This window comes from Arsenicibacter sp. R0_47 (assembly GCF_057652235.1).
Genome location: NZ_JBYFCJ010000004.1, coordinates 413,035 through 425,285, shown reverse-complemented (window position 1 = coordinate 425,285; position 12,251 = coordinate 413,035). Strand labels below are relative to the sequence as shown.

Genomic DNA, 12,251 nt, shown 5'->3' with positions numbered 1-12,251 from the left:
GTATAAGCTCCTGATTTAATGAGGTTTAGAGTTGCAATTCCAGTATTTCACGGATTTCTTTCAGTGAATAAATGTTCGGATAGTAAAAATATCCTTCCTCATACATGAGCTTTAGTTCTCCCTGCATTTCTTCTTCCAGCGAAACGTTATCTTTCAGTACGAGCGTATCATTTTCCCTTACTACTTTCAGCAATCCTGTTGCTGATTTTTTCGTCCCGTTATCTGTAACCGGATTTTTCTGGATCGCACGACCAACACCATCAACAACTATATAGGTAGCTTTTACGGCAAATCCGAATGTATCGCGTGTGTTGTACTGATAGGTAAAGCTACCTACACCAAACACTACGTTGGTTGATGCAAATCCTTTTGCTTCCAGACGTTCACAGATCTGCTGTGCCCGCTGCAAAGTGATGCTATCTCCGTAAATAACACCGATATGCGGATCAAGTACCTTGTATCCCTGTGCATTTACGGTTCCACCAAACACATTCCACAACAGTTGAACTACACCTTCCTCTTGTGGTGTCATTTTTTCCCAATCTTCACCTTCTACACCGTCTGTTTCCATAGTTGAATTTTTACCATTGAAACGTTCCCATTCTTCTTTATTTTTCCAGATATGGGTACCACAGATAATATCAACCGGATCACCTGAATCAGGCCGGATTACCAGTTTACCATCACGTGCCAGAATCTGATCTTTCAGTGTTACCACGTGTTCGGTGCAGACTTTCCAGAGATCCCATGTATCGGAAACAACCGATAAAATCCCTTTCGGATATGTGTTAAGCAATCTGCGGAATGTACCTACCTCATCTTCTTTTGTACCTGCGCACATTACAGAGTGTTCGGTAGCTGGTACAGATCCTCCTACAAATCCATGTTCACGGTAATAATACCGTGCTGCCTGAAGGGTAGGAAGTGAATCCGTTCCTTTAAATGAAGTAAGGTGGCCCAATCCGGATGAAATAGCAGCTTCTACACTATCCAGTCCACGCATAGAAAAATCGTGTGCCTGAAAATCAACAAATGCTGTATTTCCTGCATCTGTTTTTAATGCCCATTCCCGCAGCAGCTTTTTGTATTCAAATGCAATAGTTGCTGATGTGACCGGTTTCCATGCGAGATTGCTGATAATGGTTTCCAGATAATTTGTAATCCAGTAAAACTCTTTTTTAGTATTACACATGGTCATGATCGGAACCTTTGCGGGACACCGTGTACCTTCCGGAAGGGTTTTGATCCGTATCGGAAGGTATCCCAGATCATGCAGGGCTTCAAAACGAGATGTATCGTATTCATATCCCAGATACATGCTGAGTTCCTGACGAATTTCACGAATTACTTCTTCTTTAGGAATGTTGAAGAAATTCTCCTGAAAATGATCGTGAATATACCGAACCGTATACGCAAGTCCGAACACAACGATTTTATCACATCCATTGGGGCCGTATTTAAAATCACGTGCTGTAAGATTGCTGTAAACGATTTCTGTTTTATCCGGATACTGATCCGCGTGACCGGTTTTATACCCGTCTGAAAGAAATGCACTGTTTAGTGAAAACATGGGAATGATTTTTAAAGATTGAAAATTCTAAGCTTATCTGACTGGGGTAGTGTGCAGATACTATCTGTCGTATAAATGCAGTCGAAATGCACCAGCAACTGATTTATACCGTTGTTAAAAACCCCGTGAGAAACTACCAGATACAGTTTCCCGCAGTTCTTTTCCCGCAGTTTTTCCGCAATCTGAATAAAGGTTCTTCCTCCCAGACAAATATCATCGACAATAAAGCAGTCCTTACCCTGCAGATCATCGGTTTGTACCGTTGTGATAATATCTCCTGTGCGGTGATCCCTGTCTTTTAAGCAGGTTACGTACTGCTGATCGTTCAGCTGTTTAATAAGCTTAAACTGTGATTTATACGCACCCTGATCCGGAATTACCCACACATCATTCCGGTGATTAACCTTACTGTCAGCTGAATAAAACCACGATAAAAACCCTGAATTATCCACAATACGACAACGATCAATCATTTCCACTTTATCACTGTGCGGGTGAAAAATTGCTACTGTTCTGAAATTCAATGAGTTAATATAATTGGCGATTACCTTTAACCCGAATGATTCAGTAGGTGCAAACATCCGGTCATCTTGCTGATACATCATGTAATGAATGTTCAGATGTACCGGAATACTGTAATAATCCAGTATATTCTTTACCAATCCAAGCATAACAATATCATCATTGGATCGCAGGGAAGTAATAATTAATACTTCTTCAGCTTTAGCTATGTAGGGAGCTAATGTAATTTTTAACGAACCGTCAGGAAACTTCGTTGTTGTGTACGAAGGTGGACCATATTGATCCGGTTTACGTAAATCGAGAGTTTTCAGCATGTTGTAAAAAGAGGGGAGTAGTCAGCTCCCCGTTTTTGTTAATTATTTTGGTTCAGTATCTTTTAATTCTACAGAACATGTACAATCATTGTATTCACGATCATTAATGTTGTATATCTCTGCGAGATTTTCAGAATACAACTCATCCGCAATTAATCGTAAAGCGTCTGCGAGTTCTTTACGTGTTCCTGCTCCTTCTATTCTAAGTTTTAAAACTGATGCTGCCATAAGATTAATAATCACCACCACCGTAATCAAAATCCGGTGTGCTGTCTGTTGTTATGGTATCGGAATTCCATGAAAAACTGCTGTCATCTGTTACCTGAACAGATTCTGTCACATTGGTTGATCTCCGGAAATAATCATCATCATCTGAGTTTGAGTAAGATGATGGTGTCTGAGAAGAAATTACATACGGACGGTAAAACCGTTGTTCGTTTGGTGATAACGTACGGTATTTCCACTGATCAATGATATTCTGTGTATGAATGTGCTGATACTGCATATTAAGCAACGAGTTGTAAGCGTGAGTTTAAAATGTTCTGAATTTCATCCTTAGACAGGTGATGCAATGCTTCCCCTTTAATATTTTTAGGGTTTTCTACCACAACTTTCCGGAGAACAGATTTCATGGATTTTTTCTGTTCCTTGATCTTTGCGTCCAGATTTTTCAGTTCATCTTTTGAAGAATCAGGGTAATTGGTTAAATCACTTTCAACTTCTTTCACCATTTCCTTGATGGATTCGAAATCAACTTTTGCGTAATCGTCATCGAATACCTTGTATTCATCTTTCCAGATGTTTTCCATTTTACTGCGGTTTACTTCCGCAACCGGGAAATATTCGCAGCACCGGAATTTATCCTCATACGGTACGGAAACAATATCGGCAGGATTAACCAGACACATTAATGATACTCCACCATATCCCTGATCTGACCAGGAACTCAGGTTGTTGAAGTTAGTGATGTGCAAACCTGTACTGCAGGATGCTTTTGATGAATCACAGTCGCTGCGATTCATCTTTACCGGTTCACCAAGCTTGATCCGGAACGTTTTTGTGTGCTGATCCGTGTAAATAGTAGGATCAACCGTTTTTCCTTTGGTGAACAGATCCTGCAGATTACCAACCGCATTTTCTTTCTGAAGTTCCGAACGGGTGTGTTTATACGTTCCGTCTTCACCTTTCACAATCCAGTAACGGGAAGGTGATTTCTTCTGCATTTTAGCAACAACAAGTGTTTCCTGTATGAATGCCCATAATGCATCATCTATAGATGATTTTTCTCCTTTCTTGTGAATGTGTACATTACGGAATCCCACAATATATCCGTTTGGTGTAAGCAGATATTTGTGCTGACGGATAAACTTGAAGAGATCTTCCCGTACGTGTTTTACCGGATTAGAGGACAGCAGCAGGATAAAGTTGATCAGTGGCTGGATATTTTCACCTTTAGTGTACCAATCTTTAACTTCCCGTACAAAATCACTGGGCAGATCAAAGTTATATCCTTCCATCCGTACACCGGTAGGACTGTTCACAAACCCCGGAACATCTACAATGGTTGTAAGATCGACCTTTTTCTTTTCAGTTTCCAGTGCTTCAACCTTTTCCTCAATCTTCAGTTTTTCGATTTTTTTCTGAATCCGGTTTTCTGCAATTTCCTTCGGTTTCTTTGTTTTCTCAATATCTGCCAGTAATTCGCGGATTGTGGTGAGATAAACCGTCCGGTTAAATTTGTTGTAGGATTCAACACAGGAAACAATTTCTTCGTAAAATTTCTGGATTTCCGGTTTTTTGTAGAGTGTTACCGGTTTGGTTTCTCCCGGAAGAAGAATTGAAATAGTATTACCTATTGCTTTAAGCCTGATACTGCTTTCGTTTGCCATTTGTTAACTAATTTCTGGAGATTCACTGTTTTGAGATACAATTCTTCGGAGTACGTTGATGAATTGCGATAAAAGGATTCTTTGATTGATTTGTACTTCATGTATAATGGTGTGTATCGTTTACGGATACGTTCCATTTCGTGTACTTCAAACGGAAGTTCAAGTGTGTCCGGTTTACCGTATTTACTGATCAGATCAGAAAAACGAATAGAATCATACCGGGCATGAAACACTTTATTTTCCAGTTTTCTGCAGAAGGTGCGATAAGGCTGTAAAAATGATTTGTGAAAATACCGGAGTATTTCCCAATCCTTATCTATTGTCTGGTTAATGTAATCCAGTAACAGATAGGAATGCACTGAACGCTGATAAAATGTACTTTTCCAGAGATTATCAAAAAAGATAACGGAATCATTATTTTCAAACAGTTTCCGGTACTTTTTAGGAACATTCAATACTGCACAGACTTTATCTGTGTTTTTGTTCTTAGATGCTTTGTGAACATAATGTTCAAGTAAAAGTTTTGCATCTTTTACCTGTTCATCTGATTCACAGACAATTAGATGTTCTGCTTTCCTGAAAATGTATGATAGGCGAAGATATTCACGCTTCTGTCCGTTAATGCTGACAGTAATCTGATCATCTGCTTTCCGGTTAAAATTACCACCGGTTTGCCGTATTACTTCAACACTATCGTAGTCCTGCGTTTTTGCTTTTATCTGTTCATTAAAAATACGGTAAAACTCTTTGATTTCCGCAACATAATCAATGTTTTTAGGGTTTTTGATTATGGTTTGAAGTACACCGTTAGTATCTTTTTCCGTTTCGACCGATATTATAGGTTTGTCATAAAACATCGGAATAAACGCATGAGTAATATCGGGTTCTTTTTTACTGAATGTAATCGTTCCCGAAAAACGAGTACTCAGATTACACAGATACCGGTTTTTCGGTACTGAAGGACCGGTTTCAGTATAGTAGTAATTATACGGAGCACTTAACAAACCACCCAGACCACCATCATTCCTGTATCCTCCGCGTGCGTATGAATACTGTGTAAATAAACGACCCATATCACCGTGATCTTTTGTTGTGGGAACTTTCAGATTCAGATGTTTAATAGGGGTAAACACCATTTTCTGTAAATTACCCAACCCTTTCAGACTCAACCGGAATTGTCCGAACAGGAGTTCAGGATCACGGTCTACGTTTTTGTAATACTCGAAAATGTTATCTGTTTCAACAACTTCCTGTTCGTATTTTGATCTCAGTTCTTTCCGGAAAAGCTCAATTTTTTCTTTTACCAGCGTGATGATTTCATCATCGTAAATAAGCTGTTCACGGTTTGGTGTCACGCGGAGTTCACCGATCTGGAAATACAATGCCGCATTACAGTGAATTACAGGAACACCAAGCAGATTGAAATCAATAGGGTACACATTCTGACCAAAACAGATTTCAAGTGTATCAACGGAAAGATCCGGACGACTGATGTAATGCTCTCCCTTAAACAGCGTATAGTTGTTGTTGACGGATAAACCATCGTAAATTACTGTAGGAAAATATTTGAGCTGATGTTTGAACGCATTTGTAAATGCTTCCAGCTCAGTATCTTTCCATGAATATTTAGATGGTTTAAGGTAAAACCATACATCTGTACCGTTCGGATAGTCTGTAGGTTCTTCACACAGCAGATCAAGCTCAGGGAGTTTACCCGGTAGTTTGGAAAACAGATACTGATATTCAACACCACCGTAACGGGTATTGATATAGAACGATTCCGTGTAACTCAGCGGAGATTTAGACCCCATACCAAACGCACCGGTTGTTGTGTTGTCTTCCCGTTTGGTTGATTCACCAAATGAAAGATACACCTGCTCCATTAATTCGGGAGAAAGACCGGTTCCTTCATCAATAAAATGCAGAATACGTTCTTTAGCATCAAACTTAATCATCGGAACAGCATCAGGTTTTCCTGCCTGAATATGTGCATCAACCAGATTGTTTGCCAGCTCCCTGCAGATACTACCAATCGGATCCGAATAGAAGTTACGGGTAAGTGAATCAAAGATCAATCCCATATTCGCATCTGTGATGTATGCTTTGCGGGTATTTCCAAAACCACCGCCGTATTCTGCGGTTTCAACAACATGTTTAGTTAACTGCATGATTTAGAGTTTATTGATTTTTTGTGATGTGATATAACCAAAAATAAAATATCCGGCCCGTTCCAGAACTTTTACCCACGTAGGGGTAGGTTTCTGTGAAACGGACCGGATATTGGTATTTACCTGTTCCATCCGGTCAGCCGTAATTTTCTGCTGATCACTGATTATCTGCTGTTTTGCAGCAATCACCTGAATTTTACCGGTTGCATCTTTTGTTACAACTGCCAATCCTTCGATTATTTTAGTTAATCGTGAGACTTCTGCATCATAACCTGTAAAAAGTGCCTGAGCTTCATACGCTGATTGTTCAAGCACCAGTAAGCGGTTCATTTCCTGTTTTGTGATACAGGTATCTCCTTCTGCGTTGAGGAGCGCGAGAATTGCGAGACTTTTAAGTTCCATGCTTTCACCTGTTGTTGTAATGAATCAATTCTGGTTTTGACTGATTCATAGTTTTTAAGATGCTTATCTACATTCGTATTCATCTGCGTAAGAATTTCAAGTAATGTACCTGTGCTTTCTTTTTGCAGTTCAATAAGCTTGCGGATTTCATCAATGTTGGTACGCTGCTGTTCTGTCTGAAATTTCCGGAGATCATTCTGCAGACGGGTTATCTGATTATTAGAATAAATCCACATTCCAATACCACCCGCAATACTGAGCAAAATAATACAAAGCAGAACAACAATTATACGTAACTGATTAACAGATAGCCAGTTACGAAAATAATCCACCATATGCTGATTTTTGTTTTTCATCTTTCAGTTTCGAAAGAATGCTGCGTAACGCATCAATTCCGTAACTGAGTGATTTACTGAGCTGATCAGCGTAGGTAAACAGTGCCTTAAACTCATTTACTTTCGGATTATCGTATTTGAGTTTTTCAGCAGATGCTACTACGTGACCTGCGGTAGCTCTGAGTGCTACAAACTTAGCTAACCGTTGAGCTACTTCATCACCATTTGTTTCATCAAACGGTGCTGCGATTTGTTCGGCCAGAAACAGAATCTGTTCCTGAACATTTTCAGATGAAAGAAGGAAACCAGATGCTAACATGCTCCTGCTGCAATTGATTTGTTTCTGATTTTCAATGCTTTATTTAGAAAATACCACACGTGGTATACTAAATTCCAGAATCCGTGAGTCATGGTTACGTTTGGTTTTTTGCAGCTTCATACTGCGTAATAGCCTGTATTAATTCAGCTAACTGCTGATTCTGTTCTGCTGTGCGTAACGGATTACGTTCCAGCCAGAATCGTTTTTCAAGATATTGATGGTATGTATCGTAGGTTATATTCATATAATCGTATCCGGATTTTTGTTAACTACTTCCATAAGAACCGGTGTAGCTGTATCCGGCTTTAAACGAATGTTGGAAAAATCGTTTAACACATGTAAAATTCCGGATTTGTTGTTACTGATAATTTCAACAAATCCATCGCATTCATTATCGAACAATACATTGTTGTCAGTAAGCTCTTCCAGCACATCTTCCGGTACATCAACTTCAATTACTTTTTCTGCGGTAACGGTGTATACTATACGTACCGTTTGTCTGATTACGGTTTCACTCATCTCTATGTTGTTACTGACAAACCTCACATGTTTTCTTCGGAACTATATCCGAAGGAAAAAACTTGTTGAGAATGTTCCGGTTGAAGCTGTTGTTCTGCTGTTCCAGTACCTGATATTTAATCTGGTGTTTCATTTCCAGATAAGTGAGCTGCTTTTTGTGAGAAGCAAACTGCAGAATCATCCGTACAAACATGTATTGCGGGTTTTTTGCTAATTCTTTCAGTTCTTTTGATGAGCTGAGATAGTTAACCCAATCGCTTTCGGTTGTTGTTGCTACACGTTTTGTACGTTTTGCTGCAGGAGAAAGAGGTACTTTCTTTGTACGGGTACTGTAAAACTGTTTTTTTCCGATATAATGACCTAATTTCTGATTAGTAGTAAGATCAATCACATTAATCAGATAAATAAAACCGAATGCTCCTTCAGGAACTTCAGTAAAGAGCTTACCATTATAGGTCCACGGTAAGATCTGTGCAGTTGTTACTTTTTTGTTACTGGTTCTAGTGCTTGCCATAGGAAATCTGAAACATGTTGAACGCCATGCTTCCGCATAGCATCATACGTATCCTTAATCTCCCATTCTAACGGATACAGTATATAACTGCAATCGTACTGCTCTGAACGTATTTTGCTCATTTTCACCCCTGTTTCATCGTTATCATAGAGTAAAATAAGCTTGCGTCCGTTTGCTTTCAGATTAGCTATTTCCTGATCAGTAAATACCTTTTCCTCTGAAAGAACACATACAGCATTGAAACCTGCAATTTTTAAACAAAACCAATCTTTGTAACTTTTTGTACAGATCACATAGTCAGCAGCAGGATCAATTTCTGATAAACCGATAACCCATGTGGAAGAAGACTGGCGGAATTTATACCGTTTGTTTTTTGCGTACGGACGGTAAATCTGCCATTTGTCCGGATACCCTAAATGATACCCGAATGTGTATTTTAAATCTTCTCCTGATAATCTCCCGTTAAACCAGTAATGGGAGATGCTGAATATCCGGTACCGCTGCAGTAAATCTTCTGTTACCTTAAAATCACGGAAATTCCAGAATTCCAGTTCTTTAGGTAAAAAAAGTTTACGTTTAACCTGTATCGGAGTATATTCAGCATTTTCGCGCCGGTTATGCAATACCTTGAAATCACGCGGAATCCGCTTAACTTCAAACATAACCTGTGTTCCGATTCCGAAATCGGCAGCAACAAGCTGTAATGCTTCCTGAAAAGAAAGATTATACAACCCCTGCACCATATCGAAACAATCGTAGTTCTTGTGACCCCAATCTTTAAATAACACCTTACCGTTATCACACCAGAAAAAATTGCAGCCCGGAAAGCGATCCCCCCGAAGCGGATTACAATACTTGGTGTACTTTTCGCAACGTACTTCCATGTACCGTTCAAAGATTTCTTCCTGTGATATGCGGTCAAGAATGTATTTTCGGTCAATTAAATGTTCCAGCATACATCTTCAGCAATAAATCAAGTAATGGTGTAGCGAAAAAAAGAGAGAAGGGATTGCTCCCTGCTCTCTCAGTCGTTGATAATCAATCAATTAAAACATTGCCTGTGTCGGTGTATTCGCAACCATTCCCAGAATAGGATCCGGTTGTACACCCGCATCAGTACGCTGCGGAGATTCCGGCAGTGTTTTATCGTAACGGTCATCCCATTTGAATGCACTGGCACCCAACGCAACAAACGGTTTGTACTTAGGAAGAGAAAGAATATCTTTCTTGTAAATCAGCTTCCAGGTGGATACCTTATCGCTGAATCCCTGCGGAAGTGCTGCAATAGCTGCTTTCGCAAAAACACTCCAATCGTTTGGCACATACGTTCCGGCATCCCGTAGCTTCACCAGCTCTGCACGGATCATTTCGTTTGTCACACCGAAAACATTCAGCGTGTGTACCAGATTTTCAGTAGCAACGCGAATATCCTCTGTTCTTTCTTCCGGTGTACGCGGATAAGAAGGATTTTCTGCCTGTGGATCCCAGATCGACGGATAACTTACCCGTTTTGAACCATCCGCCTGTTTCTGCGTGATAGTAAGAACAACGCGGGGATTTTTACCTTCTTCTTTTTTATAATCAATAGCGGTAAGATAACAACCTTGTGTACCGCCACGGGTAGGATTAATACCTTCTGCGCGATCTTCTAAAACATCAAGAAATGATTCAAATTCGAATGTAGATTCCATAAAATAATCAGTAATTAAAAAAAATGAGAAAATGTGAAGAAAAAAGAGGGAAGATGTTAAGCTGCAGGGATTGCCGGTGCTGTTAATTCTTCTTTTTGTTTCCGTAATGCAGCAAGGAATTCCTCGTTCGTTTTCAGCGAACCGTATTTAACGAAAATCGCATTGAGGTCATTGATTGTCAGTGCATTTAAAATATCAATTTTTGCACTTACAAGCAGTGTTGCAGAATCATCCTTCTGTGACCACTTATACAGACTTTCACCTACTTTTTCATCCAGAATAAACAAATCTGCTGTATTGAACAGGTTTGTCCGGTCCTTGTTTGCTTTTGCGTAATGGTTCTGTTCGATTTCGAAGTTTACAGTTACTTCGTAATCCCAACCTTCACGCGTCTGCTCTTTGGTACCAAGTTTCTGAACGGTAGTTTTACCCTTTTCATCCTTAGCTAATTCGTATTCCTGTTTTCTGCGGACAGTGGTAAAAATATGGCAGGGAGATTGCAGGATTTTCTGCTTAAACGCAGTGTGACGCGGAGTGATTTGTCCCCAGTTGCTGAAAGAATTACCACTCATTTTCGAATGAGCATCAACAAGAAACTCCCATTCGTGCGTAATTGAATCAATGATGATTACTTCAATTCCTGCTTCTTCACAGGCAGTGATTGCTTTAATATAAAGCTCGGGTGCAAAGTTAGTTAAAGCAATGTAATTATACTCACCGATTTTGAAATTTTTTCCATCCGATGTACCTTCCATTCCGGTATATAATTCACCGGAACCGTTTTCGGTATCAATTACGGCAATTTTATCCCAATTCCCCGTTAAACCATACGCTACACGAAGCGCACTTAACGTTTTACCTGAACCGGATGGACCGGAAAAACCAATTTTGAGCTTTACTGCCTGTCTGCTTGCTTTTCTTAATTGCATGGGTGTTGTTAATTTGATTGTTGCTGCTGATTGATAAATGAAAAATATTCTGTAGTATCCGTTACCGGATTGGGAATTGTTTCAAAGTGTTTGGATACGGGACGAACCCACAAACCAACACCTACATTCTTTTTCCCTCTCCGGTTTTTATGAACCATCAGATATAAGAAATTATCTTTCAGTCTTCGCAAACCCTTGAACTGTTTGTATTCATCCAGATCGTAGTTTGCAGGGTTAAAAAGTGAAATTACGTGCGTTGCTGCACGTGCTGTTCCTTTATTATCAGCAAGTTCCGATAATGAAGGAGCTAATTTATCCGCCAGTGTTTCACCTTTGGAACTTACAACCAGCGTATCACCGGTCATGGTCTGCTGCTGTACCAGTATGGGAATTACCCTGAAAAGATTTTTCAGTGCCATACAGTATTTTTTCCGGAGATCATCGAGAATATCAAAAAGTGATTCTCCCTTTTCCGGTTCCATTTCCGAAACGTGATCAATAATAAAGAACACGTACGTATTGGGATCATCCGGAATGTATTCTTTCGGAATCTGATTAGCGTTTTTACTAATGTAGGTTAATGTTCCGTTCTGCAGCATAAAATCCCGCATGTATTCGTACATCTTAAACGGATGTTTGTACTGCGTAAGAATTTCAACATGTTCATTGAAAAAATCAATGGCAGGTTGAACCTGACGGATCATATCCATCTCATCATCAGTCAGTTTTTCACCTCTACCGTGTAAACGGTCTTCGGAAATCTCTACCTTGAATTTCGAGTAAAGCAGATAGCTGATGATCTGAATAATAAAATCCCGTTCATTTTCTTCCAGCAGAAAAACTTTCAGTTTCACCGTAACGGTAGGTGTAGCAGCAGCGTAATTGAGAATGGGAATGATCAGCTTCGACCGGAGAAATGCTGATTTATAACATGATGTTTGCGCAGTCACAATCCACAAATCACCTTTATCAATACAGTTAAGTACTTCTCCGAATCTACCTTTAAATCCCAACGGAATGCCTATAAATTCATTATTACGGCATTCATCAATGTAATCATAAATTTCCCCGAACATAAA

Annotated in this window: 16 protein-coding genes; all 16 read right to left on the bottom strand. The window is 39.6% G+C overall.

Annotated features, from left to right (window positions below; translation table 11 throughout):
* Positions 1–25 precede the first annotated feature (25 nt).
* Entirely contained in the window at positions 26–1,570 is a 1,545-nt protein-coding gene (locus tag AC23NW_RS10560) for a nicotinate phosphoribosyltransferase (RefSeq protein WP_487449361.1), read from the bottom strand.
* Between the two features lie 11 nt (positions 1,571–1,581).
* Entirely contained in the window at positions 1,582–2,406 is an 825-nt protein-coding gene (locus AC23NW_RS10555; protein ID WP_487449359.1) for a hypothetical protein, read from the bottom strand.
* A 42-nt stretch (positions 2,407–2,448) separates the two neighbouring features.
* Positions 2,449–2,634, bottom strand: a complete 186-nt coding sequence (locus AC23NW_RS10550) for a hypothetical protein (protein ID WP_487449357.1) — start codon at positions 2,632–2,634, stop codon at positions 2,449–2,451.
* Between the two features lie 4 nt (positions 2,635–2,638).
* Positions 2,639–2,911: a hypothetical protein gene (locus tag AC23NW_RS10545; RefSeq protein WP_487449355.1), complete on the bottom strand. Its 273-nt coding sequence runs from the start codon at positions 2,909–2,911 to the stop codon at positions 2,639–2,641.
* Position 2,912: 1 nt separating this feature from the next.
* Positions 2,913–4,295, bottom strand: a complete 1,383-nt coding sequence (locus tag AC23NW_RS10540) for a hypothetical protein (protein WP_487449353.1) — start codon at positions 4,293–4,295, stop codon at positions 2,913–2,915.
* A complete protein-coding gene (locus tag AC23NW_RS10535; RefSeq protein ID WP_487449351.1) occupies positions 4,259–6,463 on the bottom strand; it encodes a hypothetical protein in 2,205 nt (734 codons plus the stop codon). The genes AC23NW_RS10540 and AC23NW_RS10535 overlap by 37 nt, the downstream gene beginning before the upstream one ends.
* Positions 6,464–6,466: 3 nt before the next feature.
* A complete protein-coding gene (locus AC23NW_RS10530) occupies positions 6,467–6,793 on the bottom strand; it encodes a hypothetical protein (RefSeq protein WP_487449350.1) in 327 nt (108 codons plus the stop codon).
* Complete coding sequence (locus AC23NW_RS10525; protein WP_487449348.1) at positions 6,790–7,221, bottom strand: hypothetical protein; 432 nt, start codon at positions 7,219–7,221, stop codon at positions 6,790–6,792. The genes AC23NW_RS10530 and AC23NW_RS10525 overlap by 4 nt, the downstream gene beginning before the upstream one ends.
* A complete protein-coding gene (locus AC23NW_RS10520) occupies positions 7,181–7,519 on the bottom strand; it encodes a hypothetical protein (RefSeq protein WP_487449347.1) in 339 nt (112 codons plus the stop codon). Before AC23NW_RS10520 ends, AC23NW_RS10525 begins: the two co-directional genes overlap by 41 nt.
* A 94-nt stretch (positions 7,520–7,613) precedes the next feature.
* Complete coding sequence (locus AC23NW_RS10515) at positions 7,614–7,763, bottom strand: hypothetical protein (protein WP_487449345.1); 150 nt, start codon at positions 7,761–7,763, stop codon at positions 7,614–7,616.
* Positions 7,760–8,038: a hypothetical protein gene (locus AC23NW_RS10510; RefSeq protein WP_487449343.1), complete on the bottom strand. Its 279-nt coding sequence runs from the start codon at positions 8,036–8,038 to the stop codon at positions 7,760–7,762. The genes AC23NW_RS10515 and AC23NW_RS10510 overlap by 4 nt, the downstream gene beginning before the upstream one ends.
* Before the next feature lie 10 nt (positions 8,039–8,048).
* Complete coding sequence (locus AC23NW_RS10505) at positions 8,049–8,552, bottom strand: hypothetical protein (protein WP_487449342.1); 504 nt, start codon at positions 8,550–8,552, stop codon at positions 8,049–8,051.
* Positions 8,519–9,508, bottom strand: a complete 990-nt coding sequence (locus AC23NW_RS10500) for a toprim domain-containing protein (RefSeq protein ID WP_487449340.1) — start codon at positions 9,506–9,508, stop codon at positions 8,519–8,521. The genes AC23NW_RS10505 and AC23NW_RS10500 overlap by 34 nt, the downstream gene beginning before the upstream one ends.
* A 90-nt stretch (positions 9,509–9,598) precedes the next feature.
* On the bottom strand, positions 9,599–10,243 hold the full coding sequence (locus AC23NW_RS10495) for a hypothetical protein (protein WP_487449339.1): 645 nt from the start codon (positions 10,241–10,243) through the stop codon (positions 9,599–9,601).
* A 56-nt stretch (positions 10,244–10,299) separates the two neighbouring features.
* Positions 10,300–11,172 carry an AAA family ATPase gene (locus AC23NW_RS10490; RefSeq protein WP_487449337.1) on the bottom strand — a complete coding sequence of 291 codons (873 nt, stop codon included), beginning with the start codon at positions 11,170–11,172 and terminating at the stop codon, positions 10,300–10,302.
* Between the two features lie 8 nt (positions 11,173–11,180).
* Complete coding sequence (locus AC23NW_RS10485; RefSeq protein ID WP_487449335.1) at positions 11,181–12,248, bottom strand: hypothetical protein; 1,068 nt, start codon at positions 12,246–12,248, stop codon at positions 11,181–11,183.
* Positions 12,249–12,251 lie beyond the last annotated feature (3 nt).

What these genes read in the sequence shown, in the direction of transcription:
- AC23NW_RS10510 (WP_487449343.1), bottom strand. Translation starts at nt 8,038, where the DNA reads ATGAGTGAAACCGTAATCAGACAAACGGTACGTATAGTATACACCGTT.
- AC23NW_RS10530 (WP_487449350.1), bottom strand. Translation starts at nt 6,793, where the DNA reads ATGAACCGCTTACTGGTGCTTGAACAATCAGCGTATGAAGCTCAGGCA.
- AC23NW_RS10550 (WP_487449357.1), bottom strand. Translation starts at nt 2,634, where the DNA reads ATGGCAGCATCAGTTTTAAAACTTAGAATAGAAGGAGCAGGAACACGT.
- AC23NW_RS10505 (WP_487449342.1), bottom strand. Translation starts at nt 8,552, where the DNA reads ATGGCAAGCACTAGAACCAGTAACAAAAAAGTAACAACTGCACAGATC.
- AC23NW_RS10535 (WP_487449351.1), bottom strand. Translation starts at nt 6,463, where the DNA reads ATGCAGTTAACTAAACATGTTGTTGAAACCGCAGAATACGGCGGTGGT.
- AC23NW_RS10495 (WP_487449339.1), bottom strand. Translation starts at nt 10,243, where the DNA reads ATGGAATCTACATTCGAATTTGAATCATTTCTTGATGTTTTAGAAGAT.
- AC23NW_RS10540 (WP_487449353.1), bottom strand. Translation starts at nt 4,295, where the DNA reads ATGGCAAACGAAAGCAGTATCAGGCTTAAAGCAATAGGTAATACTATT.
- AC23NW_RS10525 (WP_487449348.1), bottom strand. Translation starts at nt 7,221, where the DNA reads ATGAAAAACAAAAATCAGCATATGGTGGATTATTTTCGTAACTGGCTA.
- AC23NW_RS10485 (WP_487449335.1), bottom strand. Translation starts at nt 12,248, where the DNA reads ATGTTCGGGGAAATTTATGATTACATTGATGAATGCCGTAATAATGAA.
- AC23NW_RS10490 (WP_487449337.1), bottom strand. Translation starts at nt 11,172, where the DNA reads ATGCAATTAAGAAAAGCAAGCAGACAGGCAGTAAAGCTCAAAATTGGT.
- AC23NW_RS10545 (WP_487449355.1), bottom strand. Translation starts at nt 2,911, where the DNA reads ATGCAGTATCAGCACATTCATACACAGAATATCATTGATCAGTGGAAA.
- AC23NW_RS10555 (WP_487449359.1), bottom strand. Translation starts at nt 2,406, where the DNA reads ATGCTGAAAACTCTCGATTTACGTAAACCGGATCAATATGGTCCACCT.
- AC23NW_RS10500 (WP_487449340.1), bottom strand. Translation starts at nt 9,508, where the DNA reads ATGCTGGAACATTTAATTGACCGAAAATACATTCTTGACCGCATATCA.
- AC23NW_RS10520 (WP_487449347.1), bottom strand. Translation starts at nt 7,519, where the DNA reads ATGTTAGCATCTGGTTTCCTTCTTTCATCTGAAAATGTTCAGGAACAG.
- AC23NW_RS10515 (WP_487449345.1), bottom strand. Translation starts at nt 7,763, where the DNA reads ATGAATATAACCTACGATACATACCATCAATATCTTGAAAAACGATTC.
- AC23NW_RS10560 (WP_487449361.1), bottom strand. Translation starts at nt 1,570, where the DNA reads ATGTTTTCACTAAACAGTGCATTTCTTTCAGACGGGTATAAAACCGGT.